This is a genomic window from Megasphaera elsdenii DSM 20460 (genome assembly GCF_003010495.1).
In the GTDB taxonomy this organism is placed as follows: domain Bacteria; phylum Bacillota; class Negativicutes; order Veillonellales; family Megasphaeraceae; genus Megasphaera; species Megasphaera elsdenii.
Genome location: NZ_CP027570.1, coordinates 1,091,861 through 1,117,232, shown reverse-complemented (window position 1 = coordinate 1,117,232; position 25,372 = coordinate 1,091,861). Strand labels below are relative to the sequence as shown.

General features: G+C 52.7%; 30 protein-coding genes and 1 riboswitch. Of the genes, 11 read left to right on the top strand and 19 right to left on the bottom strand.

The annotated features are described in order from the left end of the window. Positions 1 to 8: 8 nt before the first annotated feature. The 6 genes from C6362_RS05220 to C6362_RS05195 form a co-directional block, all read right to left on the bottom strand. Complete coding sequence (locus tag C6362_RS05220; protein WP_014015697.1) at positions 9 to 965, bottom strand: YybS family protein; 957 nt, start codon at positions 963 to 965, stop codon at positions 9 to 11. Between the two features lie 78 nt (positions 966 to 1,043). Then, complete coding sequence (locus C6362_RS05215) at positions 1,044 to 2,705, bottom strand: ribonuclease J (protein ID WP_014015696.1); 1,662 nt, start codon at positions 2,703 to 2,705, stop codon at positions 1,044 to 1,046. A gap of 205 nt (positions 2,706 to 2,910) precedes the next feature. Beyond that, a complete protein-coding gene (locus C6362_RS05210; protein WP_014015695.1) occupies positions 2,911 to 3,762 on the bottom strand; it encodes a hypothetical protein in 852 nt (283 codons plus the stop codon). After that, positions 3,759 to 4,565, bottom strand: coding sequence for a bifunctional hydroxymethylpyrimidine kinase/phosphomethylpyrimidine kinase (thiD, locus tag C6362_RS05205; protein ID WP_014015694.1), 807 nt, complete (start codon positions 4,563 to 4,565; stop codon positions 3,759 to 3,761). The genes C6362_RS05210 and thiD overlap by 4 nt, the downstream gene beginning before the upstream one ends. A gap of 21 nt (positions 4,566 to 4,586) precedes the next feature. Continuing rightward, positions 4,587 to 5,084 carry a SixA phosphatase family protein gene (locus C6362_RS05200; protein WP_014015693.1) on the bottom strand — a complete coding sequence of 166 codons (498 nt, stop codon included), beginning with the start codon at positions 5,082 to 5,084 and terminating at the stop codon, positions 4,587 to 4,589. Between the two features lie 14 nt (positions 5,085 to 5,098). Continuing rightward, positions 5,099 to 5,401 (bottom strand): ArsR/SmtB family transcription factor, encoded by a 303-nt coding sequence (locus C6362_RS05195; protein WP_014015692.1) that lies wholly within the window; start codon positions 5,399 to 5,401, stop codon positions 5,099 to 5,101. A 247-nt stretch (positions 5,402 to 5,648) separates the two neighbouring features. On the opposite strand from C6362_RS05195, the gene C6362_RS05190 reads away from it, so the two are divergent. Beyond that, a complete protein-coding gene (locus C6362_RS05190; RefSeq protein ID WP_014015691.1) occupies positions 5,649 to 6,173 on the top strand; it encodes a nitroreductase family protein in 525 nt (174 codons plus the stop codon). 220 nt (positions 6,174 to 6,393) lie between these two features. Here the strand turns inward: C6362_RS05190 and C6362_RS05185 are convergent, their stop codons facing one another. Genes C6362_RS05185 through C6362_RS05175 form a run of 3 tightly spaced genes read right to left on the bottom strand, consistent with a single transcriptional unit; the run spans position 6,394 to position 8,302 of the window. Continuing rightward, positions 6,394 to 6,819 (bottom strand): Fur family transcriptional regulator, encoded by a 426-nt coding sequence (locus C6362_RS05185; protein ID WP_014015690.1) that lies wholly within the window; start codon positions 6,817 to 6,819, stop codon positions 6,394 to 6,396. Then, positions 6,816 to 7,634, bottom strand: a complete 819-nt coding sequence (locus tag C6362_RS05180; protein ID WP_014015689.1) for a metal ABC transporter permease — start codon at positions 7,632 to 7,634, stop codon at positions 6,816 to 6,818. The genes C6362_RS05185 and C6362_RS05180 overlap by 4 nt, the downstream gene beginning before the upstream one ends. Beyond that, complete coding sequence (locus C6362_RS05175; RefSeq protein ID WP_014015688.1) at positions 7,634 to 8,302, bottom strand: metal ABC transporter ATP-binding protein; 669 nt, start codon at positions 8,300 to 8,302, stop codon at positions 7,634 to 7,636. Before C6362_RS05175 ends, C6362_RS05180 begins: the two co-directional genes overlap by 1 nt. A 128-nt stretch (positions 8,303 to 8,430) precedes the next feature. On the opposite strand from C6362_RS05175, the gene C6362_RS05170 reads away from it, so the two are divergent. Both C6362_RS05170 and C6362_RS05165 read left to right on the top strand, forming a co-directional pair. After that, positions 8,431 to 9,357 (top strand): metal ABC transporter solute-binding protein, Zn/Mn family, encoded by a 927-nt coding sequence (locus C6362_RS05170; RefSeq protein ID WP_014015687.1) that lies wholly within the window; start codon positions 8,431 to 8,433, stop codon positions 9,355 to 9,357. A 28-nt stretch (positions 9,358 to 9,385) separates the two neighbouring features. Next, a complete protein-coding gene (locus C6362_RS05165; protein WP_014015686.1) occupies positions 9,386 to 10,108 on the top strand; it encodes an HAD family hydrolase in 723 nt (240 codons plus the stop codon). A gap of 10 nt (positions 10,109 to 10,118) precedes the next feature. Here the strand turns inward: C6362_RS05165 and C6362_RS05160 are convergent, their stop codons facing one another. From C6362_RS05160 to C6362_RS05145, 5 genes are read right to left on the bottom strand one after another with little or no spacing between them, the layout of a single operon-like run. Then, positions 10,119 to 10,958, bottom strand: coding sequence for a MetQ/NlpA family ABC transporter substrate-binding protein (locus C6362_RS05160; protein WP_014015685.1), 840 nt, complete (start codon positions 10,956 to 10,958; stop codon positions 10,119 to 10,121). A gap of 51 nt (positions 10,959 to 11,009) precedes the next feature. Then, complete coding sequence (locus tag C6362_RS05155) at positions 11,010 to 11,669, bottom strand: methionine ABC transporter permease (protein WP_027895413.1); 660 nt, start codon at positions 11,667 to 11,669, stop codon at positions 11,010 to 11,012. After that, entirely contained in the window at positions 11,669 to 12,052 is a 384-nt protein-coding gene (locus C6362_RS12115) for an NIL domain-containing protein (protein ID WP_232501488.1), read from the bottom strand. The genes C6362_RS05155 and C6362_RS12115 overlap by 1 nt, the downstream gene beginning before the upstream one ends. Before the next feature lie 5 nt (positions 12,053 to 12,057). Beyond that, positions 12,058 to 12,699, bottom strand: coding sequence for a methionine ABC transporter ATP-binding protein (locus C6362_RS12110; protein ID WP_014015682.1), 642 nt, complete (start codon positions 12,697 to 12,699; stop codon positions 12,058 to 12,060). After that, positions 12,696 to 13,850 carry an amidohydrolase gene (locus C6362_RS05145; RefSeq protein WP_014015681.1) on the bottom strand — a complete coding sequence of 385 codons (1,155 nt, stop codon included), beginning with the start codon at positions 13,848 to 13,850 and terminating at the stop codon, positions 12,696 to 12,698. Before C6362_RS05145 ends, C6362_RS12110 begins: the two co-directional genes overlap by 4 nt. Positions 13,851 to 14,421: 571 nt before the next feature. Between C6362_RS05145 and C6362_RS05140 the strand changes: the two genes are divergently transcribed. The 3 genes from C6362_RS05140 (at position 14,422) to C6362_RS05130 (ending at position 17,677) form a co-directional block, all read left to right on the top strand. Continuing rightward, the gene (locus tag C6362_RS05140; RefSeq protein ID WP_014015680.1) at positions 14,422 to 15,768 is read left to right on the top strand and encodes an MFS transporter; all 1,347 of its coding nucleotides are present in this window, start codon (positions 14,422 to 14,424) and stop codon (positions 15,766 to 15,768) included. Positions 15,769 to 15,784: 16 nt separating this feature from the next. Beyond that, entirely contained in the window at positions 15,785 to 16,213 is a 429-nt protein-coding gene (locus C6362_RS05135; protein WP_014015679.1) for a hypothetical protein, read from the top strand. Between the two features lie 63 nt (positions 16,214 to 16,276). Next, on the top strand, positions 16,277 to 17,677 hold the full coding sequence (locus C6362_RS05130) for an FAD-binding oxidoreductase (protein ID WP_014015678.1): 1,401 nt from the start codon (positions 16,277 to 16,279) through the stop codon (positions 17,675 to 17,677). Between the two features lie 105 nt (positions 17,678 to 17,782). Here C6362_RS05130 and C6362_RS05125 read toward each other — a convergent pair whose 3' ends face one another. Then, positions 17,783 to 18,931, bottom strand: coding sequence for an MFS transporter (locus tag C6362_RS05125; protein WP_014015677.1), 1,149 nt, complete (start codon positions 18,929 to 18,931; stop codon positions 17,783 to 17,785). A gap of 266 nt (positions 18,932 to 19,197) precedes the next feature. Then, positions 19,198 to 19,296: riboswitch (SAM riboswitch) on the top strand. A gap of 88 nt (positions 19,297 to 19,384) precedes the next feature. Between C6362_RS05125 and C6362_RS05120 the strand changes: the two genes are divergently transcribed. From C6362_RS05120 to C6362_RS05105, 4 genes are all read left to right on the top strand, one after another. Next, positions 19,385 to 20,209, top strand: a complete 825-nt coding sequence (locus tag C6362_RS05120) for a MetQ/NlpA family ABC transporter substrate-binding protein (RefSeq protein ID WP_014015676.1) — start codon at positions 19,385 to 19,387, stop codon at positions 20,207 to 20,209. Between the two features lie 141 nt (positions 20,210 to 20,350). Beyond that, the gene (locus C6362_RS05115; RefSeq protein ID WP_014015675.1) at positions 20,351 to 21,016 is read left to right on the top strand and encodes a 3'-5' exonuclease; all 666 of its coding nucleotides are present in this window, start codon (positions 20,351 to 20,353) and stop codon (positions 21,014 to 21,016) included. A gap of 10 nt (positions 21,017 to 21,026) precedes the next feature. Further along, a complete protein-coding gene (locus C6362_RS05110; protein WP_014015674.1) occupies positions 21,027 to 22,004 on the top strand; it encodes an AEC family transporter in 978 nt (325 codons plus the stop codon). A gap of 17 nt (positions 22,005 to 22,021) precedes the next feature. Next, the gene (locus tag C6362_RS05105) at positions 22,022 to 22,621 is read left to right on the top strand and encodes a hypothetical protein (RefSeq protein WP_014015673.1); all 600 of its coding nucleotides are present in this window, start codon (positions 22,022 to 22,024) and stop codon (positions 22,619 to 22,621) included. On the opposite strand, the gene C6362_RS05100 is transcribed toward C6362_RS05105, so the two are convergent. Further along, positions 22,618 to 23,142 (bottom strand): Gx transporter family protein, encoded by a 525-nt coding sequence (locus C6362_RS05100; protein ID WP_014015672.1) that lies wholly within the window; start codon positions 23,140 to 23,142, stop codon positions 22,618 to 22,620. The genes C6362_RS05105 and C6362_RS05100 overlap by 4 nt on opposite strands. A gap of 13 nt (positions 23,143 to 23,155) precedes the next feature. Further along, a complete protein-coding gene (locus C6362_RS05095; protein ID WP_014015671.1) occupies positions 23,156 to 23,554 on the bottom strand; it encodes a NusG domain II-containing protein in 399 nt (132 codons plus the stop codon). 33 nt (positions 23,555 to 23,587) lie between these two features. Between C6362_RS05095 and C6362_RS05090 the strand changes: the two genes are divergently transcribed. Continuing rightward, positions 23,588 to 24,238, top strand: coding sequence for a tetratricopeptide repeat protein (locus tag C6362_RS05090; protein ID WP_014015670.1), 651 nt, complete (start codon positions 23,588 to 23,590; stop codon positions 24,236 to 24,238). On the opposite strand, the gene gmhA is transcribed toward C6362_RS05090, so the two are convergent. Together gmhA and C6362_RS05080 are read right to left on the bottom strand one after the other, a co-directional pair. After that, positions 24,239 to 24,796: a D-sedoheptulose 7-phosphate isomerase gene (gene gmhA / locus C6362_RS05085; protein WP_014015669.1), complete on the bottom strand. Its 558-nt coding sequence runs from the start codon at positions 24,794 to 24,796 to the stop codon at positions 24,239 to 24,241. An 8-nt stretch (positions 24,797 to 24,804) separates the two neighbouring features. Beyond that, positions 24,805 to 25,371, bottom strand: a complete 567-nt coding sequence (locus C6362_RS05080) for a beta-class carbonic anhydrase (RefSeq protein ID WP_014015668.1) — start codon at positions 25,369 to 25,371, stop codon at positions 24,805 to 24,807. Between the last annotated feature and the right edge of the window lies 1 nt (position 25,372).

The window sequence follows — 25,372 nt, the reverse complement described above, 5'->3', positions numbered from 1 at the left end:
CCTGCGTACTAAAGCGTACGACCTTTTTTTCTATAATTCGTGAGCATGTCGAAGATGCCGGCTAAAAAGGCAGCATACGAAAAAACAGGCATGACAAAAAATGAGATGAGGATCAGGGCCTGAAGGCCATTCCCTAAATGGAAACGGCGGCTGAGGAGATAAAAGACAAAGGCAATCCCCTGGATACAGATGAAGAAGAAGGCAATCTGATTGAGATTCATGCCGATGATATTAAGCCAGGCAATATCCCGCGTCACTCCCCAGTATTTCATGACCAAGGCCAATATATATAAGTATATCATACTGCGGGGGATTTCCCAATAACGGATAGGTAAAAAAGCCTTAAGCGAGAAGCCGAGCCGGCGCAGGACGACCTGGGAAACCTTGATGTTCGCATAGGCGATGATGGCTGTCCCCAGGCAGAGGAACATAGGCAGCAGAGACGGCAGCATCTCCCGGACCTGGTTGAGCTGGGCCCGCGTTTCGGCCAGTTTGACATCGGACATGCCCTGCTGCTGGTACTGGGCCATCATGTTGTCCATGAACTGCGTAAAGAAGTCATTCATCTGGGTGAAGAGATTGACATCCAGGACGACATAGGACAAGAGTGTGATGACGACGAAGACGGCGACCAGGGCCGCCGTGACGGTTCCCAATAAGCGCACAGCCGACCATTCATAGCGGAAGCCCGCCCCCAAGGTCAGGCCGACAGCCCCAAAACTCAGGAACTGGACCAGCGCTGTCACCGGATCGATGAACAGCCCCATGAGGAAGCCCACAGTCACGCCCAGGAGCAAGGCCTGGCGCAGGCCGTATTTCATGAAAATGATGACCATGGGAATGGGCATGATGAAATAACCAATAAAAGAAAAAATCGGCACGTATGTACTGAGAAGCGCAAAGACCAGCATAATGGCGGCAAAACAGCCGGCCGTCGTCAGCGGCGTGACACGCCTCTGCTCCATAACAGTTCCCCCTTTCACCGGGACTGAGAAACAGCGGAGGCATGAGATGCCTCCGCTGTCACAGTAAAGAATATCAAATTATACTTCCATAATAATCGGCAAGATCATCGGACGGCGCCGTGTCTTTTCATACAAGTAGCGGCTCAGCGTATCGCGGACCTGGGACTTGATGACAGCCCATTCGCGGATATTGCCGGCTTCGCAGCGTTCGAGGACAGCGGCGACGCGGTCATGCGCTTCGCGGATTAATTCTTCCGAATCGCGGACATAGACGAAGCCGCGGGAAACGATATCCGGCCCGGCCAGGGGATGGCTCGTCCCTTTGGCCAGAGTCATGACGACGATGACGACCCCTTCCATAGCCAGCTGCTGGCGGTCACGGATGACGATGTTGCCGACATCGCCAACGCCGAGGCCGTCGACGAAGACGCGGCCGGCATTGACATGGCCCGTCTTATGGCCGGAACGGTTCGAGAACTCAAAGATCTGGCCGTTGTCGCCGATGAGGACGTGGTCCTTGGCGACGCCCATCATGACGGCCAGGTCACCGTGGGTCTTGAGCATACGGTATTCGCCGTGGACAGGGATGAAATACTTCGGCTTGATCAGTTCCAGCATGAGTTTCAATTCTTCCTGGCTGGCATGGCCCGATACGTGGATTTTCTTATCCCGGCCGGCGATGACGTTGGCACCGAGGCGCATGAGGTTATCGATGGTGCGGCCGACGCCGGTTTCATTGCCCGGGATCGGCGTTGCCGAAATGATGACCGTATCGCCAGGCATGATGCTGACACTGCGGTGATTGTTAGAAGCCATGCGCGACAAGCCGGCCATCGGTTCGCCCTGGCTGCCCGTCGTCAGGATGAGGATCTGATCGTCAGGATAACGGTTCAGTTCATCCGGTTCGATGAGGACCCCTTCGGGGACATCGAGATAGCCCAGTTCGATAGCAATCTGGACGTTATTGACCATGCTCCGTCCGAGGACAGTGACTTTGCGTTTGAACTGCACAGCCGTATTGATAGCCTGTTGGATACGGGAAATATTCGAGGCGAATGTCGCCAAAATAATACGGCCTTTGGCAGCGCGGAAGGCTTTACGGAAGGCATGACCGACGGTCGTTTCCGATTCGGTATAGCCAGCCCGTTCCGCATTGGTGCTGTCCGACATGAGGAGCAGGACGCCGCGGCGGCCTAATTCCGCAAATTTATGGATGTCCATCTGCCGGCCATCGACAGGGGTCAGATCCATCTTGAAGTCGCCTGTATGGACGATGGTTCCGACAGGCGTACGGAAATAGAGGGCACTGGCGTCGGGGATAGAGTGATTCGTATGGATAAAGCCGACTTTCATGCAGCCAATCTGTACTTCATCACCGTGATGCACTTCGTTCAGTGTATAGTTCGTAATGTGGTTTTCTTTCAGTTTCCCTTCAATGAGGCCGCATACGAGTTTCGTCGCGTATACGGGCACATTTACTTCATTGAGCAAGTAGGACAAACCGCCGATATGGTCTTCATGGCCGTGCGTGATGACGACGGCCCGTACTTTGTCCCGGTTTTCAATCAAGTAACTCATGTCCGGGATGACGAGGTCGATACCGAACATGTCGTCATCCGGGAAGGCCAGGCCGGCGTCGATGACGATGATGTCATTTCCGTACTGGATGACCGTCATATTCTTGCCGATTTCACCTAAACCACCTAAGGGAATTACCATGAGTTTTTCTTTTTTAGCCAAAATATACCTCCTAAAAATAAATATAGTTGTATCCGTTCCAACCGGAGCCCGGCGCACCAGGCTACAGGTCTATCCGATATTAAAATATAACGAACAGTAATGGAAATTTGTTCCTTCTCTCATATTTTCCGTTATTTCCGGGACTCTGTCAATAATCTATTCTCTTTTTTTGTGAAAAGTCTTACTTTTCATAAAAATTTTACATTTATTTAGCCGCTTTGATGACTTTTTCCGGTACCGTCAGCGTCGTACCCTGAGGCAGGGCCGTGCAATCGATGGTCAGGCTGACTTCGCTCAGCTTGATGAATGACTGGGCTACGGCCTTGTCGGCGTCGCTGCGGCCATATTCATCGACCAGGGTCAGGGCCAGGCTGCGCAGCTGGTCCGTCAAGGGCAGAGAGATGCGGGAAATGCGTTTCGTCGCCGGATCGATGGTCACGACAGTCGACAAATCGCCGCACTGCTGCAAGCCCTGGAGGACTTTAGCGGTAACGCGGATCTGTTCGTCGGTCATGCCATTTTTCTTCCATAAAGCCTGGTCGGCCGGACTGTAGATGTGCGCTGCATCGAAGACGACGTTATAGTCATTGCCGCCGGCAGCGGTGACGGTTTTCACGCCGGCCAGGACATTATGACTGGCTGTCAGATAATCGGCCAGAGGCTTGCTGTCTTTCAAGTCATAGCTTTTCTTTTCCCAAGACTTGTCATCGCCTTCATGATTGTAATAGACGTCGAGCTTCTTTCCATTCTGCACGGCATAGGCCTTCCCTTCCGGCGCCTTTTGCAGGGTCGTCGCAGCAAAGCCCGTCGTCTTGGCCTGGGACTGGATGACGAAAGGCCGTTCCTGGACGTCGATATTGTTGACAATGGCGCCTTCACCGATAAACGGCATCTTGAGGCCTAATTTCAGCGTATAGGACCCCTGCGGATGGGCTGCCATATTGCGGGCTGCTTCTTCATACGTCGCCTGCGGCGAAGCAGCCAGTGCCATACCGCTGATGGAGGCCGCTGCCACGGCCAGGCAGCACAGTTTCTTCCAAGAATGTGTCAATTTCATTTCGTCCACCCTGCTTTCTTATATAATTCATAAAAGTGATGAATCGGGCCATGGCCCTTGCCAATGGGTTCGGCATGGGCAATTCCTTCAAAGACGTACTCTTTCGCCGCGCCGACAGCCTCGGGCAGGCTCAGGCCGTTGGCCAGGTTCGACGCGATGGCACTCGATAAAGAGCAGCCCGTACCGTGAGTACTCGTGCTTTCCAGGCGCTGTCCCTTATAATAATGAAAATCATGGCCGTCGAAGAGGATGTCCGTCGCATCGGCAATGCGATGGCCGCCCTTGACCAGGACCGCTTTAGCGCCCATGGCAGCAATGGCTTTGGCTGCCTCTTCCATATCATGCAGACTTTCAATGGATTTCCCTGTCAGCACTTCCGCTTCCGGCAAGTTCGGCGTCAGGACATCGGCCAAGGGAAGGAGGACTTCCTTCAGTGTCTGTTCGGCTTCCGGCACCAGCAGGCGATGGCCGCTGGTAGCCACCATGACCGGATCGATGACGACGTACGGCGGCTGGTACTGCTTCAACTTATCGGCGATGACGCGGATCGTTTCCGGTACGCTGACCATACCGATTTTGACGGCATCGACGTCGATATCTTCAAAGACCGCATCGATCTGCGAAGCGATGAGTTCCGGCGTGACGTCCATATACCCGCGCACGCCCTGGGTATTCTGGGATACGACAGCCGTAATGACATTCAGGGCAAAACAACCGTGAGCGCAAAAAGTCTTACAATCCGCTGCGGCGCCGGCTCCGCCAGAAGGATCCGTCCCGGCAATGGATAATACATGTTTCATCATGAATAAAACCTCCAACTCTGTTTATTCTTTATAAGAAGGACCCAAGAATTTCAAGGCCTTCGGATGAGCGTAAAAAAGAAGCGATGCCGAACCGATGCGGCCGCCGTGAACGTCGAAGTCGAACAGGGCCATGCTGCCCGGCTTGAAATCGACAGCCGTCCCCGTCCAGGCCTGGGCCCAGCGGTCGAGGAAAGGCGAATGGCCGATGAGGCATACGACGTCGGCTGTTTCCCGGCTCAATATCTCGTCGTAGACAGCCACTAAGTCCCCGGAAGCGATGGCCTTATGGGTATGGAACTGCTCGATAGGCAGATATTTCTCTAAATAAGAAGCCGTCTGGCACGTCCGCACGTACGGGCTGACCCACAGGGCCGTCTTGCCCGACGGCCACCAGGAGGCTGCCCATTTTGCCATGGACGAAGCCTGGTTACATCCTTTTTCAGTCAATTCACGCAGTTTATCCGGTTGATGCAGTTCAAAAGGCTGCGCCTTCCCATGGCGCATTAAACAAACGTACATAAACGACTCCCCCTTTATTCAGCAACGTGTTCCAGGCCGACGTCAAGCAATGTAAAGACATGGGCATCGGCCAGCGAATAGTATACCGTCTTGCCATCGCGGCGGAACTGGACCAGCCGGGCATCGCGCAGGATGCGCAGCTGATGGGATACGGCAGACTGGCCCATGCCGAGCTCATCGGCAATATCCCGGACACAGACTTCCTGATTCATGAGGACGCGCAGGATGCGCAGCCGCGTCGGATCCCCGAGGACCTTGAAGACATCAGCCAATGGCTGGATATACTGTTGTGAAAGTTCCGGTGCTTGTCGTTTCAATGCTATCGCTCCTAATGCTGTGTATCACTATCTTAATCGTTTTATTATAGCACACTTTTCACATCTCCTGCTAGAGGGTCGGGCACCAGGCAGGCCGAAGGTACGGAGATAGAAAACAAATTGTAAAGGAATTATAAAAAGTCCTAAAAAGGCGTGAAATGTCCTGACAAAAGCCTTTTTCCTCAGGCACAAATACTCTATAATATAACAAAAGTGCAACAAAATATATTTCTTAGGAGTGAATATCATGAATGAAACCATCCATACCCTCATCACGCGGCGCAGTGTCCGCAAGTACAAAAAAGCCCAGATCAGCGACGAAGATTTATACTTGATCCTCCAGGCTGGCACGTATGCCGCCAGTGGCCACGGTCTCCAGCCCTGCACCATCGTCGTCATCCAGGACACGGATACCCTGGCCCGCCTGAGTGCCCTCAATGCCAAAATCATGGGCACGACGAGTGACCCCATGTACGGCGCACCGACGGTCCTCCTGGTCCTGGCCGACATGGAAAAATCCCCCAATGCCTGGTCCGATGGCTGTCTCATCCTGGGCAACCTCATGAACGCCGCTGCGTCCCTGCACCTCGGCTCATGCTGGATCAACCGGGCCAAAGAAGAATTCGAAACGCCCGAAGGGAAAGCCCTCCTCAAAGAATGGGGCCTGCCGGAACACCTCGTCGGCGTCGGCCACTGCATCGTCGGCTATGGCGACGGGCCGGAACCGGCTGCCGCTCCGCGGAAACCAGATTTCATCAAATTTGTTAAATAAATAGTGGCTCGTGGCTCGTATGGGCGCCCCGTGGGCGCTTGCAGGCCGCAGTTCGCTGGCCGCGGTTCGTGGCTCTCCTCATAGGAGAGCTGTCAGCAAAGCTGACTGAGAGGTTGCTTTTTCCAGCTACTAGAAAAGGGACTACTGTATGAAGGCTTATACCATCATGCGTAGTCCCTTTTACGTCGTAGGGGCGCCACCAGCCACTAGCCGCTAGCAATTATCTCCCCTTCTTACATTCCGGACAGTAGCCGTAGAGTTCCAGGTTATGGCCTACGATATCGAACTGGGTCTTTTGGGCCACTTCTTTTTCATAGTCGCTGAGCGGGCAATGGGACAGGTCCACGACTTTATGGCAATGTAAACAAATCAATCGGTGTGTATGGCCGGGACGACAGAGCGAAAAGCCGTATTTTCCTTCATCGGGAAGGAAAATCTTTTCTGTCAGCTTACGTTCTGTAAACATTTCCAGGATGCGGTAAACGGTGGAAAAATTGACTTTACAGCCTTGTTCTAACAAAGCTGCATACACGGCTTCGACCGTAATGACACGGGTATTCCGGCTGAGGATGGCCAGGACGCCATTGCGGGCCTTGGTACTCTTCAGGCCGTGGGCACGTAAACAATCTTTATAAGCGTCAGTCATGGACGGCGCCTCTTTTCTTGCAGGGAAAAGACACATTCTTTATAGACGATGACCAAAAGCAGCATAGCCACTGACGTCAAGGCCGTAACCCCGCCCGGAGCGGCATCGATATAATAAGACAACAGGAGTCCCGACAAGATATCGATGAAGCTGAAGACGACGGAGTAAATGAGCGTCCGCCGGAAGCCTTTGCGCAGCTGCAGGGCCGTCGCCACGGGCAGGGCGATGAGGGAGCTGATGACCAGGATGCCGACGATGCGGATGGAAACAGATATCGTCGCCGCTACCAGGACGGCAAAGACGTAATTGATGAGCTTGCTGCGGACGCCGGCAATCTGGGCGCCGTCTTCGTCAAAAGTCAGCATGACCAATTGAGGGTAGAGTTTGGCAATGACGGCCAGGGAAATGACGCTGAGGGCGACGACAGAATAGACATCGCCTGTCGATACAGTCAGGATACTGCCGAACAAGAAGGATTCCACGTTCGTATGGACCAGGCCGGCACTGATGATGGTAATGGCGATGCCCACGGAGAGCGATAAAATAATGACCAGGATGAGCTCGGCATAACGACGGAAACGGCGGCGCAGGACTTCGATGAGGATGCCGAAAAAGCTGGTCAGGCCAAAGGCACTGAGGACCGGGTTCCAGTCAAAGAGGAGGCCTACGGCGACCCCAGCCAGGGATGCATGGGATAAGGCGTCGCCGATCATGGAATAGCGGCGCAGGACCAGAAAGATGCCGATGAGCGGGCAGACGATGGAGATGAGCAGGGCTACGATGAAAGCATTCTGCATAAAGGCATATTCAAACATTACTGATTCCCTCCCATCGTGGCCGATACGTATTCATCGAGGTAGGCCTTAGGCGAGCAGAAATGACCGCGGCCGCCGACGACATGGAACATCTTCGTCGAATTGCGGACGGCGAATTTCAGATTGTGTTCAACCGTAATGACCGTAACGCCTTTATTTTCATTTAAATCCTTAATAAAAGGGTAGAGTTCTTCCTGGCTGCGGACATCGATACCCGTCGACGGTTCATCGAAGATGAGCAGGTCCGGATGCCCCATGAGGGCCCGGGCGATGAGGACCTTCTGGCACTGGCCGCCGGACAAATTACCGATGAGCTGGTCTTTCAGGGAATAGACATTCATCTGCTCCAGGCAGTCCCGGATGATTTCTTTATGCTTCAAGTGCAGTACCTGGCGGTAGCAGTTGAGGACTTCCCAGACGGTAATCGGGAACTGGCTGTTCAGCGTCTCGAAACGCTGCGGCACATAGGCCCGGTGATGATAGGTATTGGAAATAGACCCGCGGCTCGGCGACAATAAACCCAGGATGAGCTTGATGAGCGTGCTCTTGCCGCTGCCATTTTCACCGACAACGGAAATATAATCGCCGTCACGGATGGTCATATTGACATCTTCCAACAAGTATTGACCGTGTTCATAGGCGAAATAAACGTGCTGTAAATCAATCATAGTGTTCCTCCCTTGTCGTACATCGAGATTTTATTATAGCCCTGTCTAAACGAAAATGCAAGGCATTTGCAAATAATTGACAAAAAAAGGCGTCCGTGATACGATGGACGCCATAGGAGGTCCTCATTATGTTGTTTCATACCCTCAGCCGCCTCGCCCGTTACATCACGGTCCTGGCGGCCTGCTTATGCGTCATCAGCCTGGCTGGCTGCGGCCCCGCCGCCGACGTCCCCGATGACGGAAAATTAAAAGTCGCTGTCACTTTCGACGCCCTGAAAGAATTTACCCAGGCCGTAGGCGGCGATAAAGTCGATGTCTACACGCTCATCCCCGATGGGACAGAACCCCATGAATTTCAGCCGACGACGCAGACCATTAAACACCTCGGCAAATCCCAGCTCTTCGTTTACAGCGGTCTGGGCATGGAACCGTGGGCTCCCAAAGTCGTCGAGGCCGCCAAGAATACGGCACTCCACACGGTCAATGCGTCCCAAGGTGTCACGCCGATTGCCCTGACCGATGAAGAAGACATCAAGGAGCACGGCGCTTATGACCCGCACATCTGGTTGAGTCTGGTAAACGCCCAGATAGAAGTTTCCAATATCGCCGCCGCCCTGGCTGAAGCCGATCCGGCCAACGCCGACTATTACCGCAACAATGCCGGGAACTACAAAAAGCAGCTCCAAGCCCTGCAAGATGAATATGCCCGCAAATTCGCCAGCGTCCCCCGCAAGGATTTCGTCACAGGCCATGCAGCCTTTGCCTACCTCTGCCGCGACTTCGGCCTGACCCAGCACAGCGTCGAATCCGTCTTTTCCAGCGGCGAGCCCAGTGCCCGCCAGCTGGCCCGCCTGGCCGACTATTGCCGGGCCAACGACGTGCGGACGATTTTCGTGGAAGACATGGTCAGCCCGAAGACGTCGGAAACCCTGGCCCGTGAAGTCGGCGCCCGTGTCGAAACGATCCACACCATCGAAACGAGCGAGGACGACGAATCCTACCTGGACCGCATGCACGACAACCTGGAAAAAATCTATGCCAGCAGCCTGTACTAAGATTTCAGAATATAAACTGGAGGAGAACATGCAACATAAAACATATAAAGCCGCGATTTTCGATATGGATGGGACTGTCCTCAATACCCTGGAAGACCTGACCAGCGCCTTGAACCATGTCTTAGCCGAAACGAGGCATGACCATGCCTATGGGATAGCCCAGGTCCGCCAATTCTTTGGCAGCGGTGTCCAAGTGGCCATTACCCGCGCCTTGGCCATTGAAAAGGGAATTGCCTCTTACGAACAGCTGGAATACGTCGGCCAGGACGGCGATACGATTACGCCGCGTGTCGACGCCCAGGAAGTCCGCCGCATCCAGGACATCTTCCGTCCCTACTATGCCGCTCACTGCGCCATCCAGACCGGTGAATATGCCGGCATCAGCCCGCTCCTCCGCCAGCTCCGGGCTGCCGGCATCCAGACGGCCGTCGTCTCCAATAAACCCGACCCGGCCGTGCAGAAACTGACAGCGGACTACTTCCAGGGCCTCTTCGACCTCGCCTTGGGAGAACAGCCCCAGATACGGCGAAAGCCTGCGCCGGACATGGTCCTCAAAGCCTTGAAAGACTTGGGACTCACGCCGGAACAGGCCGTTTACATCGGTGATTCCGAAATCGACATCCAGACGGCAGAGAACGCCGGACTGGACTGCCTCAGCGTCACCTGGGGCTTCCGTTCCAAAACCTTCTTACAAAACCACGGTGCCCGCTTCCTCGTCGATACGCCGGAAGAAATTGCCGCATTTTTCTAAAATCTAAATCTTATTCTCCATCCGGTACGAACCAAAGACCATTGTTGTTTTTCTTCATGTATTCTTTAAATTCGTCAGAATGGTATGCATCGGCAATATCTTTAACCCACTGTGCATCTTTATCTTTATCCTGGACAACGAGCTGTAACAGGAGATGCGGTAAGATATCTTCTTTGGCCAAAGCTGTCTGAGGATCGATCTTAGCATTGTAAATGATAGCACCGGTGATGACAATGTAGCTGAAATCACTGCGGACCGACGGAATCGTCAACGACTTCATTTCGGTGAATTTCAAGTGATGCGGATTTTCTACGATATCCTGCTGGGTGACGGTCGATAAATCTTTGTTCGGGTCCAGTTTAATCCAGCCGATTTTCTGGAGCAGGGCATAAGCACGAGCCGTGTTGGAAGCATCATTCGGAACGGCAATCGTATCGCCATCGGCTACCTGGTCCAAAGAAGTCTTAGCCCCCGGGAAAATACCGGCCGGAACAGTCGGAATCGGCGTAATAGCTGCTAAATGGCCGTTTTGTTTCTGGTTGAAGTTTTCCATATAAGCCGTATGCTGTTCGACGTTGAAATCGACTTCACCTTCGTTCAGGGCAACATCGGCTTGTAACAAATCAGACATATCCTTACCCGTAACTTTATAGCCTTTCTTTTCCAAAATCGGCTTAATTCCCTTTTCAAAGAGATCAGAATATGGGCCTTGCGATTTACTGTACGTCAGCTCTTTCTTATTCGCACTCGATGAACTGCTGTTATCGCTACCACATCCAGCAAGAAAAGCTGCCCCCATGATGACGGCCATCGCAATGACACCAAACTTTTTCCATGTTTTCCATTTCATATAAATACCCCCTAAATAAACATCCCTATATACATATAGACTTGTGCAATCTTAATGATTGCGCGTCTTATAGGCAAAATGATTCCCAATCGATTGAATGATTTGTACAAAAATAACTAAGATGACGACTGTAAAGAACATGAGCGGTGTATTCAGTCTTTCATAGCCATAAGTCAGCGCTAAATCACCAACACCGCCGGCCCCGATGACACCTGCCATGGCCGTAGCCCCGATAAGGCCGATCGTCCCAGTCGTAATCGATAAGATCAGAGAACTTTTAGCTTCCGGCAACAAGAAATACCAAACAATTTCAAAGTATGAAGCGCCCATGGACTGAGCCGCTTCGACAATACCTTTACTGACTTCCAAAATGGAATTTTCAAAAAGCCGGGTCAAATAAGGCGCAATGAAAATGACCAGTGGGACTAAAGCCGCTGTCGTCCCAATGCGGGTTCCGACAATCATTTTAGTCAATGGCAAAATAAAGACCATCAGGATGATAAACGGAATACTGCGGATAATATTGATTACTGTATTGAGGACGGTAAACACATATTTATTCTTCAAAATACCATCTGCATTGGTCAATACTAAGACGACCGACATGATGATAGCTAAAATCGTCCCCAAAAACAGGGAAACAAAGACCATATACACGGTCTGTTCTGCCGCCAAGATAATCTGCGACATCGGCACGCCTAAATCAATCATCATAATTCAACCTCCTGCCACTGAACCAGTTGTTCATCAATGTATTGGATAACCTTGGCAATCTCCGCATCATCCCCGATAATCTGAAGGATGAAAATGCCGAGGATCGTCTTTTGTAATTCATTGACCGATGCAAAGAGAATATTCGTCTGCACGGAAAATGTCTTGTTGATATGATACAAGAGATGGTCTGTTGCGTTATCACCAAGGAAACGGAGCCGCAAGATTTTATAATTGTCTTTTTCCTCGTGAATCTTTGCTACGACAGAAGGTGGAATCTGGTCGGGAATAACGGTACGGACAAATTTTTTGGTCATATCCTGCTGAGGATTACTGAAGACTTCCAGAACAGAACCTTTTTCTACGACTTTCCCATGTTCCATGACAGCTACGCGGTTGCATAAGCGCTGGATGACTTGTATTTCGTGCGTAACGATGAGCATCGTAATATCGTAATATTCAATTCTTTATGAATCCGTTCCAGGAGCTGCAGAATCGATTCGGTCGTTTCCGGATCCAAGGCACTCGTCGCTTCATCGCACAAGAGAATCGATGGATCCGTTGCCAGTGCGCGGGCAATACCGACACGCTGTTTCTGGCCGCCCGAAAGCTGTCCCGGATAGGCATCGGCTTTATCTGCCAAATTGACGTATTCCAAAAGTTCCATGACCTTTTTATGCATCGTGTCTTTATCTACTTTATTAAGGCGTAAGGGAATGGCCACATTGTCGAAGACGGTCCGCGAGTCGAGGAGATTGAATTGCTGAAAGACCATACCAATGGATTTGCGCAGTTTACGCATTTCATTATGAGAAACTTTGCTCAAATCCTGGCCGTTGATTTCTACATGACCTTCTGTCGGCATTTCCAGACCATTGACCATCCGCAGCAGCGTCGACTTACCAGCACCGCTGAAACCAATGACGCCAAACATATCTCCGTCTTCGATAGTCAGGGATACATGCTGTAACGCCTGCGTAGTAACCCCTTTGCTTTTAAAGGTTTTACTGACATCTTTAAATTGAATCATTCCTTGCTGCTCCCTTCTTGCCGAATCTGTACCACTGCCTGGCAAGCCAGTTCAGCCATATATTGTGAGGCCGGATATAGTGCGGCCGGATTTACCTTGAATTTAGCATTGTGATTCGGATAGGAATGACCGGTTCCGATAAAGACGAAATATCCAGGTACCTTATCGTAATAAAAAGCAAAATCTTCTCCTCCCAGGGAAGGAGCCATCGGTTGTTTATCAAAGCCCTGTTTCTCTGCTACTTTACGGGCCAAGATACCCCAATGAGCATCATTGATGAGCGCAGGAGGCCCTGGAATCCATTGGACTTCGGCTCTTGCCTCATAAGCAGCCGCCGTTGAAGCAGCTAACGTTTCAATCCGATTCCGGATTGCCTGACGCCCCTCCTTGCTCATGCTCCGCGTCGTACCTTCAACAAAAGTTTCATCAGGAATGACATTCCAGTTATAACCGCCTTCAATGTGCGTAACACTGACTAAAGTAGCGGCGAAGGGATCCATGTTTCGACTGACGACGGTCTGGACAGCACCGACAAAAACAGCTGCTGTCACAATAGGATCGATACCTTTATCAGGATGGGCCGCATGGACCCCCTTTCCATGGAAGGTAATACGGAAAGCATCAACAGCAGCCATGGCCGGTCCATCGAGAATCCCCATTTGTCCCACATCGAGAAGCGGCGTGCAATGCATCCCAAAAATCGCATCGACATCATCGATAATTCCTGTCTCAACGATTTTCAAAGCACCGCTTGGGCCTTCTTCTCCGGGCTGGAAGATAATGCGGACAGTCCCTTGGATTTCCGCTTCTCTCTCCTTCAACAAATAGGCCGCGCCTAAAACAGAAGCGGTATGGAAATCATGACCGCAGGCATGCATGCACCCGGGATGTTCCGACCGATAAGGTACATCGGCTTCTTCATTAATAGGCAGCGCATCGATATCACAGCGAATAGCAACAATAGGCTGTTCCCCAGTCCCTACTTCTGCGACTACCCCCGTTTCCAGAGGAAGGTTTAAAATACGTAAACCACCTTTTTGCAAATCCTGACGAATACGTTCAGTTGTTTCTACTTCCCTAAAAGACAATTCGGGATGACGATGAAACCATTGAAATTCATCGTGAATATATTGCTGTATGTCCTGTATCATACGTACCCCTTCTTTCTCGTTTCCCCCACATATCCTTGACAGGATATACAAAAAGACCACCCTCCCCTTTGACAGAGACGGTGGCCCGTGGTTCCACTCTGTTTACAGCCAACAACTGTATCTCATGACTGTATAACGCCAGTCAGACGTAACTGCATACTACAAAATTCCGCAGCTATGCAACCAAAGGCATTCCATCCTGTTTCCTAACGATGCCGGTTTGCAGCCCCAGACCCGCACTCTCTGACGCAGTACACAGGTGTACTTGTTTTGGTTATCGCATTTCTCAATGTTTACGCCTATGGTACTATCCAAAAAGCTACTTGTCAAGTATAGTTTTCTCTTTTTTATATATTTTCAATAAATTCGTAAAAAAAATCATGTCAACATATCATTTTGATAAATATTATTTTGACTCATTCAGATATCGCTTGTTAATTCCCTCATAAAATGTGATAATGTAAAAAAATTTCTGTCCTTTCTTAGTCCGCGATTTTCTTCGCCAGCTCCCGCCGTCTCCGGCTCATATGGTATAATAAGAGCAGAATTATTACGTTTGTGAGGTGCGGATATGTCGACGGAAAAACGGATCTTTTACTCGATTTGCCTGGTCAGTTTTGTCGGGCCTTTTCTTTCTACGTCCATCAATATCGCCATTCCCGTCATGGCCGGTCAATTCGGCGTCGCGCCGGACCGCATGAGCTGGGTCGTGACGATTTTCTTGATGACGACGGCTGCTTTTCTCCTGCCCTTGGGAAAGGTCTCCGATGTCCATGGACGGCGGCGGACTTATTCCCTGTCGCTCATCGTCTTTGCCATGGCGACAGCGGCGGCGGCCTTTGCCCAGACCCTGACGATGCTCATCATTTTGCGGGCCATCCAGGGCATCGCCCTATCCGGCGTCTATGTGTCCTATATGCCCCTGCTCCTGGCGACGACGGATGAAGCCCATCAGGGCCATATTCTCGGCCGGGCTGTCGCCCTGACCTATCTCGGCCTGTCCCTGGGGCCGGTCATCGGCGGGGCCCTGACGCAGTTCGTCGGCTGGCGCTGTATCTTCCTCTTGTCTGCCCTGGCCATCGTCATTTCGTACGCCTTCATCCGTCCCATCAAAGAAGAATGGTATGCCAACGGCGCGCCCTTCGTCAACCTCGTCAGTTCGGGTCTGTCCATCGCCGGTATCCTCTGCGCGCTGTACGGGCTATCATCCTTTGAAGATTACAGTGCTTCTTTCTGGATCGGCCTGGTCTTGCTGGTCGTCTTCGTCATCCACGAAGGCAAGTCCTTCCACCCCCTGCTGCCGCTCTATTTATTCCGTAATCTGACCTTTTCTATGTCCAATTTGGCAGCCCTCATCCAATACAGTGCTACCTATGCCGTTTCCTTTCTCTTATCCCTTTATTTCCAGGTCATCCTCGGCCTGCCGCCGGCTATGTCCGGAGCGATTCTGCTAGTACAGCCCATCATCATGGCTTTCTTGTCGCCCCGGGCCGGTGACTTATCTGATAAGTATGGTCCGCGGGGCATTGCGTCTATCGGCCTCGTCTTGACGGCGCTGGGGCTGGCGGCGTTTGCCTTGTTCCCGCGCGTCCCCGTCAGCGGTGCTGCCATCTTCCTGGTCTTCATCGGACTGGGGGCGGCGCTGTTCGGCGCTCCCAACAACAGCGCCATCATGGGGTCTGTCAAAAAGATGCACCACGGCATCGCCTCGAGCATTTTGGCCTTGTCGCGCAATCTCGGCCAGGCCCTGAGCATGGCTGTCGTCACCTTTATCATGACGATGGAAACGGCTAAACAGCCATCTTATACCGACGGCGTCCTGGCGGCCCTGCATGCCTCGTTCGTCATCTTAGCCGTCCTCTGTTTCCTTGCCGTTGCGGCCTCGCTAGCCCGCGGCCATCATCAAAAAAAAGCTTGATTCAGGAGGTATTTCCATGAAAAAACAACTCATTGCAGCCGTTACGATTGCGTCACTTCTCGGTTTCGCCGGCGGCACAGCCGTCCAGGCCTTCAACCTCGGTTCTATCTTGAAAGTCGGCGGCATTTCCATCCTCGTCTCCAAGTATGGCGATTCCATCAACGACTTTCTCAACAAACTGCTCATGAAAAATGGCGTCGGCACGGATTATGCCACCAAAGTCGTGCCTATCGTCAGCGTCGGTACGGGTAAATATATCGGCGCCGTCCAGGTCATCGGCCCGTCGGCCCAAGTCGAAAAGGTCAAAGCCGTCGCCCAGCTGGAAGGCGAATTTAACGGCATCGCCCGGGCCAATGCCCTCATCCCTATGGCGACGACGAATGTCAGCAATCTCAATCGAGTCCAGGGCGTCGGCGTCTCGGCAACGATTGATTTCAAGTTCTGATGCCTTCCCTAGGGGCGGCGAGCGTGGTAGAATAAGACAACAAATGAAAAGGAGGCCCTTTGCTTGAAAACTTATCAGCCCATTACGCCAGAAATCATTGAAAAATTAAAAGCCATTACCGGTCCGACTTATGTCAAGACCGATAGAGACATGCTCTTACAGTATCAGACCGACTATGAAACCAACCCGGCCATGTTCCACGTTCCTGACGCTGCGGTATCGCCGGCGAACGCCCAGGAAATCTCGGAAATCGTCAAATTAGCCAACGAATACGACTTCCCCATTACCGTCCGCAGCGGCGGCACCAGCCTGGCCGACGGGGCCATCCCGGTCTGCGGCGGCCTGGTTCTCTGCATGGACCGTCTCAACAAGATTCTCGAACTGAATGAAGAAGGCATGTACATGACCGTCGAAGCCGGTGTCCGCACGGTAGACTTGCAGAATGCCGCCAAGAAAGTCGGCCTCATGTATGCCGGTGACCCGTCCAGCGCCGAAAGCAGCCTCATCGGCGGCAACCTGGCTACCAATGCCGGCGGCCTGCGCGCCGTCCGCTACGGCGTCACCCGCGACCAGGTCTACTGCCTGGAAGTCGTCACCCCTACTGGCGATATCGTCGAATGCGGCCGTATCCTCAAGAAATGCTCGACCGGCTACGACCTGGAACAGCTCATCATCGGCAGTGAAGGGACGCTGGGCATCATCACCAAAGTCACAGTCAAACTGATTCCCCTGCCGCCGTACCGCTTCGACGTCCTGGCCATCTATACAGATCCGCGCCAGGCTTTGCACATGGTACCGAAATTGATGAAAGCCGGCATCGATCCGACCAGCGTCGAATACATGGACAATTCCTACGTCCGCGGCTGTGCAGACTACTGCCATTACAAGGATATGCCCCACTACGACGACGGTATCTACGTCATCATCACCGTCGAAACCTTCCACGAAGATGAACTGGACACCAAGATGGACGCCGTCTGCACGATCTGTGAAGAATCAGGCGCCGCCGAAGTCCTGGAAGCGGATGACCGCGTCTGGAACATGCGCCGCAACTGCCAGACCTCGGTTGAACTGCAAAGCAAGGTCTTCCTCACAGACGACGTCGTCGTGCCGGTCCATAAAATTGCCGGAACCATCGAAAAGATTATGGATATCGGCAAGGACTATCCCTTTGAAGTCAAGATCAATGCCCACATCGGCGACGGCAACCTGCACATCGTCCTCTGCAAGATGGACATGAGCGACGAAGAATGGGAAAAGAACGTCGAAGAATTCCATCAGCAAGTCTACGCCTATGCCTACAGCGTCGGCGGCCGCCTGGCCGGCGAACACGGCATCGGAGCCAAGAAATTAAAATACATGGAACAGTTCACACCAAAAGGCGAACTGAAAATCATGAAAACCATCAAGCGGGCCATGGACCCGAAAGACATCCTCAATCCGGGGAAAGTGATTGATGCGTAAGAAAAAAGCCTGCCCCTGCGGCAGGCTTTTTTAGTTTGACGTTTGATGTTTGACGTGATGGTTTCAAATTTATCCCTACTTACATCAAACTTCAAACATCAAACCTCAAACCTCAAACTTCCCCAACAGCCGCATGGCCATGACGGTCATGATGATTAAGAGGACTGTGACCAGGGTAAAGGAAATGGTCAGGCTGAAGACACGGCCGATGAAGCCCAGTACGGCCGGTGCCAGGAGGATGCCGACGTAGCCGATGGTACTGACTGCGGCGACGGCATCGGCGATGGGCATTTCTTTTTGCGTCCCCAAGAGGGAGTAAAAAACGGGGACCGTGTTGGCGCAGCCGATACCGATGAGGACGTATGACGCGAACAGTAACGGGCCGCCGCTGATGAGCAGGATTCCCAAAAAGCCGACAAAGGCGATGGGCAGGGAAAAAGCCAGGAGACGCCGCGGCCCGATATGCATGGTCAGGGAATCACCAGTCAGGCGGGACAGGAAGGCCGAAGCCGTGAACAGGGTCAGACCCAGGCCGGATTGGGAAATGTCGATGCCTTTTTCCGTCGTCATGAAGACGCCACTCCAATCGTTGATAGAGCCTTCGACGAGGAAAGATATCGTACAAATCAGCCCAATGAAGACAATCGTTCCTTTGGGCCGCACGAAATGGCTGCCGCCACGGCTTTCATTCCGCTCACTGTGAAGATGGGGCGAAAAGAAGAAGACACAGGCGGCAATCAGGACGGCACCGGCCAGGGCAACGCCTTGCCAGGGCAACCGAAATTGCAGCAGCAGGGCGAAAAAGGCAGCGCCGGCAAAGTTCCCCAAAGACCACATGGCCTGCATTCCCGACATGAGGCGCTTGCGGACTTTCCGTTCAATGAAGATGCCGTTGATGTTGACGACGACATCGAGCAGCCCCAGGGAGGAACCGAGGAGAACTGCCACCAGCAGCGCCGCAGTATAAGCCGGCACATAGCAGAGAACGTTCAAGACGACGGCAATGGACAGGCCGGCAGCAGTCAAAGAGCGGCGGCAGCCTAAGCGCCCGGCAATAGAGCCGGCCAGCATCATCATGATCAGGGCTCCCAAGCCGACGGCCAGCAAAAGAAAGCCCAGATGGTCGTCGGGAATCTGCAATTTCCGCTTCAGGAAAGGAATGAGCGATGCCCATGATGTAAAACCGAAGCCGCCAAGGAAGTAAAAGGCTTTGGCACTGTAAATCTGCCAAAGGATATCTCGTTTATTCAGCATTCCATCACCTCACAACAAAAAAGCCGGATAAGAAACCACCCAGGCCTGCAACTTTATCGAAGAACGTGTTTACGTACACGCCCTTCCTCCGCTACAGGACTGAAGTGACATCTTATCCGGCTCTATACCATACGAGTATAAGCCTCCGATGAGTTTTCTTATTATAACATAAAAAGAAATTTTTCTCAAGAAGCGCAGGATTGTCAAAAATTTCTTGACAGATTCCCCGCCAGGTGATAACATGTACACCAACAACAAAACATTGTCTTTCATCAAGAGCAGTCGAGGGAATGGCCCGATGACGCTGCGGCAACCCCCTATCGGGATAGGTGCCAAGTCCAGCGGTATATACCGGCAGATGAACGAATCGCAAATTGAGCCGTCATCTGTATGACGGCTTTTCTTTTTGACCGGCAAGCCCTTATATTCGTCATCCAGAAAGGAAATGATTACATGAATGCAACAGTAAAAAAACTCTTCGCCGCCGTCCTCATCACGACGACGTGCCTCTTTGCCGCCGGCTGCGGTTCGTCTTCCAATTCCGGTGCTTCCGGTGATAAAAAAGAAATCAAGATGGGCGTCACTGCCGGTCCCCACGCGGAAGTCATGGAAGAAGTCGCAAAAGAAGCAGCTAAACAGGGTATCACCATCAAAGTCGTCGAATTTAACGACTATGTCCAGCCGAACAAGGCCCTGGCCGAAGGCGATCTGGACATGAACTCCATGCAGCACCAGCCGTACATGGACAACGTCGTCAAGAAACAAGGCCTGAAGATCACGTCTATCGGCAAGACCATCATCCTGCCCATGGCTGTTTACTCGCACAAATATAAAGACATCAAAGATGTCGCCGACGGTGCCAAAGTCACCATCCCGAACGACCCGACCAACGGGGCCCGCGCCCTGCTCCTGATCCAGCAGGCCGGCCTGATCAAGTTGAAGAACGGCAACTCCGTCGACGCTTCGGTTACGGATATCACAGAAAATCCCAAGAACCTCCAGTTCGTCGAACTCGATGCCGCTCAGATTCCCCGTTCCCTCGACGACACGGACCTGGCTTGCGTCAACACCAACTACGCCATCCCGGCTGGCTTGAATCCGCAGAAGGATTCGATCCTCGTCGAATCGAAGGATTCGCCGTATGCTAACGTCATGGCAGTCCGTCAGGGCGACGAAAACAACGAAACATACAAGAAAGTCTTAGAAATCTACCAGTCGGAACCGATCAAGAAATTCATCGAAGAACACTTCCAGGGAACTATCCTGCCGGCATTTTAATGGCTCATGACTCGTAGGGGCCGCCCAAAGGGCGGCCCGCCTGATTCATCTCAAAAGGGCTTGTCGCACGTGCGACAAGCCCTTTACTTATGGTATAATAAAGATTGTCCATCAGATTCAGAAAGGAGACACTTTTTTATTATGAAAGCCGTATTTGTCGATTTCGAGATGAACCCTATCGGCCGGGACCAGAAGGAAGCGCGCCGCATCTGCAAGGGTGAAATCATCGAAATCGGTGCTGTCAAGATAGACGAAGACGGGAAGGAAATCTCGTCGTATAAAGAATATGTGCTGCCCGAATATACGACAGCCATGAACCAGACCTGTCAGGAATTGACGGGAATCACTATGGAAATGCTGGCCGGGAAGCCCCATTTCCGCCAGGCCTTCGACCATTTCCTGACTTGGTGCAACGAAGGCTGCCCCAATGCCTACGAAATGTTCGCCTGGAGCGAAAACGACTGGCGCCAACTGGACTGCGAACTCCGCCTCAAGGAAATCGACGAACACGACGACCGCGTCCGCTGGATGCTCGACCACTGGCAGAATTTCCAGCAGATTTACTGCAATCTCCTGGGCCTGGACAAAGTCATTTCCCTGGACAAGGCCGTCAGTACCCTGGGCGAAACCTTCGACGGCCAGATGCACGACGCCCTCTGGGACGCCCGCAACACATCCAAGCTCTATGTCTTATCAAAGAAGAAAGAAGAGTTTCGCGACATCATGCAGCCTATCATCGACGCCACCAAGCCGGCAGAACCGCTGACCTTCTCCCTGGCCGACGCCTTCCGCGCTGCCCGCAAGTAAAGAGGACACCATGGAAGATACGACACTCCGGATGATTTATATTTTTACAGACATCATCCTGCCCATGCTAGCTGGCTATGCCGCCAAACAGCGGCGCTGGCTGACGCCGGAACAGTCGAACTGGCTCATCCGCTTCAACATCATCGTCATCATGACCGCCTTGACCCTGCTCAGCTTCTGGGTCCTGCCCATGCGGACCGATTTACTGAGTCTGCCGTTCTTTGCCTTTTTCAACGGCCTCCTGCCCTTGGCGGTCGTCCTCTTACTGGGGCGGCAGCGCAAATTCTCATCCTTTGTCGACCGCGGCAGCTATCTCATCGCCGCCATCCCGGCCAATACCGGGACGCTCGGCGGCCTGTGCAGTTACATTCTCTACGGGGAAATGTCCTATGCCTACGTCCAGATTATCGGCGTATTCCAGAACCTGCTCATGTTCTTCGTCCTTTTCCCTATGGGATACTACTATCAGCACAGCGGGAAAGACCATAACTTTTTCGTCTTTTTCAAAGATAATTGGAAATCCATCTTCATCAACTGGAACCAGCTGTCCGTCGTAGCCTTAGTTATCGGCACAGCCTTGCATGCTGCCGGGATTCCCAGACCCGCTGCGGGAACGACGATTTTCCAGGCCCTCATCCATGTCAGCGCCTGGGTAGCCCTCATTCCCGTCGGGTATCTCATTGATTTTTCCCATTTCAAGGACTACGCCCGAAAGACGTTAGACCTCATCCCGATAAAGATGATTCTGACGCCGTTGGCATCGTATGGCCTGGCTCTCTGCTTTACGTCAGACCCGGTCCTCCTTGGGACCATCATCATCGTCATGGGCACGCCTTGTGCCATTAATGCCTTGATTACAGAGCGGCTCTACGATTTAAATGTCAATCTGGCCATGGCGCCTTTCATTACGACACAAATTCTATATATCCTTATCCTCTATCCGGCATTTTATCTGCTCGTATCCTGGGGATATTTACCTTTTAAATAACACTAGCGAGGTGTATTATGACTCATACCCGAATCCGTTCCTTTTTATTGGCCCTCTTCCTGGTCATCCTGACCTTGAGCCTGACGGCCTGCTATACGATTACCCTGAAAGAAAAGCGCATCGACGGCATGGGCTCGTCCATTACGGTGAAACTTCCCGGAAATCCGCAAAAACTCGACTTCCCCGTCCCTGTCGACCCGCTTACGCAGCGCTATTTCAAGGGCAGCCGTCTGTACGGGGAAATAGACAGCGGCCTGTATGTCGCCATCTATACCAACAGCATCGATACCCAGCAGATGTACGACGACCTGCACATCAGCCAGGGTCAGGCCATCAGCCAGCGCCTCAATCAGACGGCTGAAGCCGCAGCCGGCGCCGTATTGTCGAAAATCGACGCTAAGAACGTCTCGGTCAGCCAGGACACGACGACGGTCAGCGGCCAGCACGCCGTCGTCCAGGACTTTACCTTCACGTACGAAGATAAATCCATGCGCGCCCGCCTCATCGGCTTTGCCGACGGACCGGCCACGTGGATCGTCGTCGTAGCCTGCGATGGCAGCAAAGAAGATAAAGTAAAACTGGCCGACGAAGTCTTGGACTCTATCCGGATTAATTAATCACCTTCCTGCATGCGACGGTAAATGGGCAGTTTCTTCAGATGGCGCAAGGTGAAGATGGCCGTAATGCCGATGAGGATGCCCGTACCGGTACCGGCGACGGCCAGGACCGGCAGATAAAGCATGATCTTGATATTTTCTACGACCAGGGATGCCACGATGACCTGCCCCAGGTTATGGAAAATACCGCCGGCTGTGCTGACGCCGATGATAGAGAATTTCCCTGTCTTCTGCAGGACCATCATGGCCCCCAGGCTGAAAGCGGCCCCGGAGACACTGTACAGGAAAGCGTTGATACCGCCGCCAAAGGCCGTAGCCAAGATGATGCGCACGAGCAGGATGAGGCAGACGTCGCGCTTGCGCGGCAGGGCATAGAGGGCGATGACCGTAATCAGATTGGCCAGCCCCAGTTTCGCCCCTGGCGCGATGAAGGGCACAGGCAGCATCCCTTCGACGATATATAAGACCAGGGACTGGGCAATGAACAAGCCCAGGATAATGATGTGGAATGTCTTTTTCATAAGCTACCTACCTCTAATGGGCCGGAATGACATCGGGTTCGTCCCCGCCGGCAGACTTCACTTCGACTAACACCTTGTGCGGCAGGCAGACGACGGTCGCACCGGGCTTGCTGACAAAGCCTTCACTGATGCAGATTTTATCGGGACAATCGGCTTCGGTAATGCCGACGCTCTCGTCCTGGATGACGACCAGGTTGTGGCCTTTATCGGTATCGATAGAAATCATATCGGTCCCATGGTGGCCTGACAAGGGTACTTCCTTATAGACTTTGCCATCGACTTGGATGACGGCATACGTCCGGTCTATCGACGCATCATTGCCGGTCAGGTAAAAGATGCCTTCCGGGATGAAAGATAAGACGAGCAGCGTGATGATGAGGATGATGTCCCCTTTTTTGATGATATGTTTCATAGGATTTTCCATTTGACGAACAGGAGAACGAACATGAAGAACAAACACTTGGCCATCCTGCTCCTGCTGGCATTAGCTGCCGGGAGCGGCGGATGCAGTACGCAGCCATCATCGTCTCAGCCGGCACCGGCGGCACAAGAAGTACAGACTTCGGCGGCACCGGCTATCCAGGCCGATTCGCAGGCCTACAGCGACGCAGGGCTGAAAAAATACCAGGCCGGCGATTATGCCGGGGCCATCAGCGACTTCGACAAAGCCCTTTCTATGGACGCCCATAATTACCAGGCCTTGAGCAATAAAGGCGTCACCCTGGCCATGCGCGGCAACAGTACGGGTAACAAAAACGACGTCGCCCAGGGCATCGAGCTCATTGAAAAAGCGCTGAAAATAGCCCCGAAAGACGTCGCTTCGTTCTACAACCTGGCCTTGGCCTATAAAATAGACGGCCAATACGATAAAGCCCTGACGTATTTCAAGAACGTCATCGCCGCCGACCCGGGCAATACCTGGAGTTACTACGGTATCGCCACCATCTACGGCGACCTGGGCAAAGCCGACCAGGCTCTGCCTTATCTGAAACAGGCCATCGACCTGGGCGGCGAAGACGTCCGTCAGGCAGCCCGGACACAGAGCCATTTCGATAAAATCCGGAACAACAAACAGTTCCAGCAGATCGTCGGCTGATTACATATCTTCTTCAGCGATTTCGCAGAGGATATGACCGATCATAATATGCATTTCCTGAGCCCGTGCCGTCACTTTTGCCGGTACAGACAGGCAGATATCACAGGCCTCCTTCATCTTACCGCCGCCATAGGCGGTCATGCCGATGACAGTGAGGCCTTTTTCGCGGGCTGCCTCGATGGCTTCCAAGACATTCTGGCTGTTGCCGGACGTAGAAATGCCGACCAGGATATCGCCCTTTTCACCTAAAGCCCGGACCTGACGGGCAAAGACCGTGTCGAAGCCGTAATCATTGCCGACAGCCGTCAAAATCGACGTATCGACAGTCAAAGCCAGAGCCGGGAACGGCCGCCGTTCTTTCTGGAAGCGGCCGACGATTTCTGCGGCTAAATGCTGAGAATCGGCAGCACTGCCGCCATTGCCACAAAATAGGATTTTGTGGCCCGAAGCCAGGGCCTCTTTGAACAAGGCCCCGGCTTTTTCAATATCCGGAATCAAATCCATCGTCGCTTCGAGGACAGCGGCATGGTCTTTCATTCGTTGTGTGACAAGACTCATAATACCTCCTATTTCTGGCCTTCTCCATCGTCGACGACTCGGATTTCACCGGTGTGCGGATGGATGACCATACCATAAATCGTAAGGGATGAAGGCAAGTAGGGATTGGCCCGCAGGCGGCGGACCGTATCACAGACGGACGCATCGATATCGGTAATGGGGTCGGCCCATTGTTCCAGCTTGGGCCGGACGGCGGCGATGGCCGCATCATCGATGCCTTCTTCTGCCATGTGACGGCACAGGCTGTCTGCCGTCGTCTTGAGCATGCCGCAGTCGTCGTGGCCCATGACGATGATGTCGTGGACATGTAATTCGTAAACGGCGACCATGAGGCTGCCGATGACGCTGTCAAAATCTTCAAAGGCCGTATTGCCGGCGACCTTGATGAGTTTAGCTTCCCCCCGAACGAGGCCCATAGCCGGTTCAAGGAAGCTCAAAAGGCGCGTATCCATGCAAGTCAGGACAGCCAGGTTGCGGCTGGGATACTTGCTGACCTCATCGAAGCCGCCCTGGGACAGGGACTGTTTGACGAAACGTTCATTGGCCTTCAATATCTGCCGTGTCAGTTCACTCATA

Coding starts and splice junctions, on each gene's coding strand:
- C6362_RS05220 (WP_014015697.1), bottom strand. CDS start 965: ATGGAGCAGAGGCGTGTCACGCCGCTGACGACGGCCGGCTGTTTTGCC.
- C6362_RS05210 (WP_014015695.1), bottom strand. CDS start 3,762: ATGAAATTGACACATTCTTGGAAGAAACTGTGCTGCCTGGCCGTGGCA.
- thiD (WP_014015694.1), bottom strand. CDS start 4,565: ATGATGAAACATGTATTATCCATTGCCGGGACGGATCCTTCTGGCGGA.
- C6362_RS05200 (WP_014015693.1), bottom strand. CDS start 5,084: ATGTACGTTTGTTTAATGCGCCATGGGAAGGCGCAGCCTTTTGAACTG.
- C6362_RS05190 (WP_014015691.1), top strand. CDS start 5,649: ATGAATGAAACCATCCATACCCTCATCACGCGGCGCAGTGTCCGCAAG.
- C6362_RS05185 (WP_014015690.1), bottom strand. CDS start 6,819: ATGACTGACGCTTATAAAGATTGTTTACGTGCCCACGGCCTGAAGAGT.
- C6362_RS05180 (WP_014015689.1), bottom strand. CDS start 7,634: ATGTTTGAATATGCCTTTATGCAGAATGCTTTCATCGTAGCCCTGCTC.
- C6362_RS05175 (WP_014015688.1), bottom strand. CDS start 8,302: ATGATTGATTTACAGCACGTTTATTTCGCCTATGAACACGGTCAATAC.
- C6362_RS05170 (WP_014015687.1), top strand. CDS start 8,431: ATGTTGTTTCATACCCTCAGCCGCCTCGCCCGTTACATCACGGTCCTG.
- C6362_RS05165 (WP_014015686.1), top strand. CDS start 9,386: ATGCAACATAAAACATATAAAGCCGCGATTTTCGATATGGATGGGACT.
- C6362_RS05160 (WP_014015685.1), bottom strand. CDS start 10,958: ATGAAATGGAAAACATGGAAAAAGTTTGGTGTCATTGCGATGGCCGTC.
- C6362_RS05155 (WP_027895413.1), bottom strand. CDS start 11,669: ATGATTGATTTAGGCGTGCCGATGTCGCAGATTATCTTGGCGGCAGAA.
- C6362_RS12115 (WP_232501488.1), bottom strand. CDS start 12,052: ATGGAACATGGGAAAGTCGTAGAAAAAGGTTCTGTTCTGGAAGTCTTC.
- C6362_RS12110 (WP_014015682.1), bottom strand. CDS start 12,699: ATGATTCAATTTAAAGATGTCAGTAAAACCTTTAAAAGCAAAGGGGTT.
- C6362_RS05145 (WP_014015681.1), bottom strand. CDS start 13,850: ATGATACAGGACATACAGCAATATATTCACGATGAATTTCAATGGTTT.
- C6362_RS05140 (WP_014015680.1), top strand. CDS start 14,422: ATGTCGACGGAAAAACGGATCTTTTACTCGATTTGCCTGGTCAGTTTT.
- C6362_RS05135 (WP_014015679.1), top strand. CDS start 15,785: ATGAAAAAACAACTCATTGCAGCCGTTACGATTGCGTCACTTCTCGGT.
- C6362_RS05125 (WP_014015677.1), bottom strand. CDS start 18,931: ATGCTGAATAAACGAGATATCCTTTGGCAGATTTACAGTGCCAAAGCC.
- C6362_RS05120 (WP_014015676.1), top strand. CDS start 19,385: ATGAATGCAACAGTAAAAAAACTCTTCGCCGCCGTCCTCATCACGACG.
- C6362_RS05115 (WP_014015675.1), top strand. CDS start 20,351: ATGAAAGCCGTATTTGTCGATTTCGAGATGAACCCTATCGGCCGGGAC.
- C6362_RS05110 (WP_014015674.1), top strand. CDS start 21,027: ATGGAAGATACGACACTCCGGATGATTTATATTTTTACAGACATCATC.
- C6362_RS05105 (WP_014015673.1), top strand. CDS start 22,022: ATGACTCATACCCGAATCCGTTCCTTTTTATTGGCCCTCTTCCTGGTC.
- C6362_RS05100 (WP_014015672.1), bottom strand. CDS start 23,142: ATGAAAAAGACATTCCACATCATTATCCTGGGCTTGTTCATTGCCCAG.
- C6362_RS05095 (WP_014015671.1), bottom strand. CDS start 23,554: ATGAAACATATCATCAAAAAAGGGGACATCATCCTCATCATCACGCTG.
- C6362_RS05090 (WP_014015670.1), top strand. CDS start 23,588: ATGAAGAACAAACACTTGGCCATCCTGCTCCTGCTGGCATTAGCTGCC.
- gmhA (WP_014015669.1), bottom strand. CDS start 24,796: ATGAGTCTTGTCACACAACGAATGAAAGACCATGCCGCTGTCCTCGAA.
- C6362_RS05080 (WP_014015668.1), bottom strand. CDS start 25,371: ATGAGTGAACTGACACGGCAGATATTGAAGGCCAATGAACGTTTCGTC.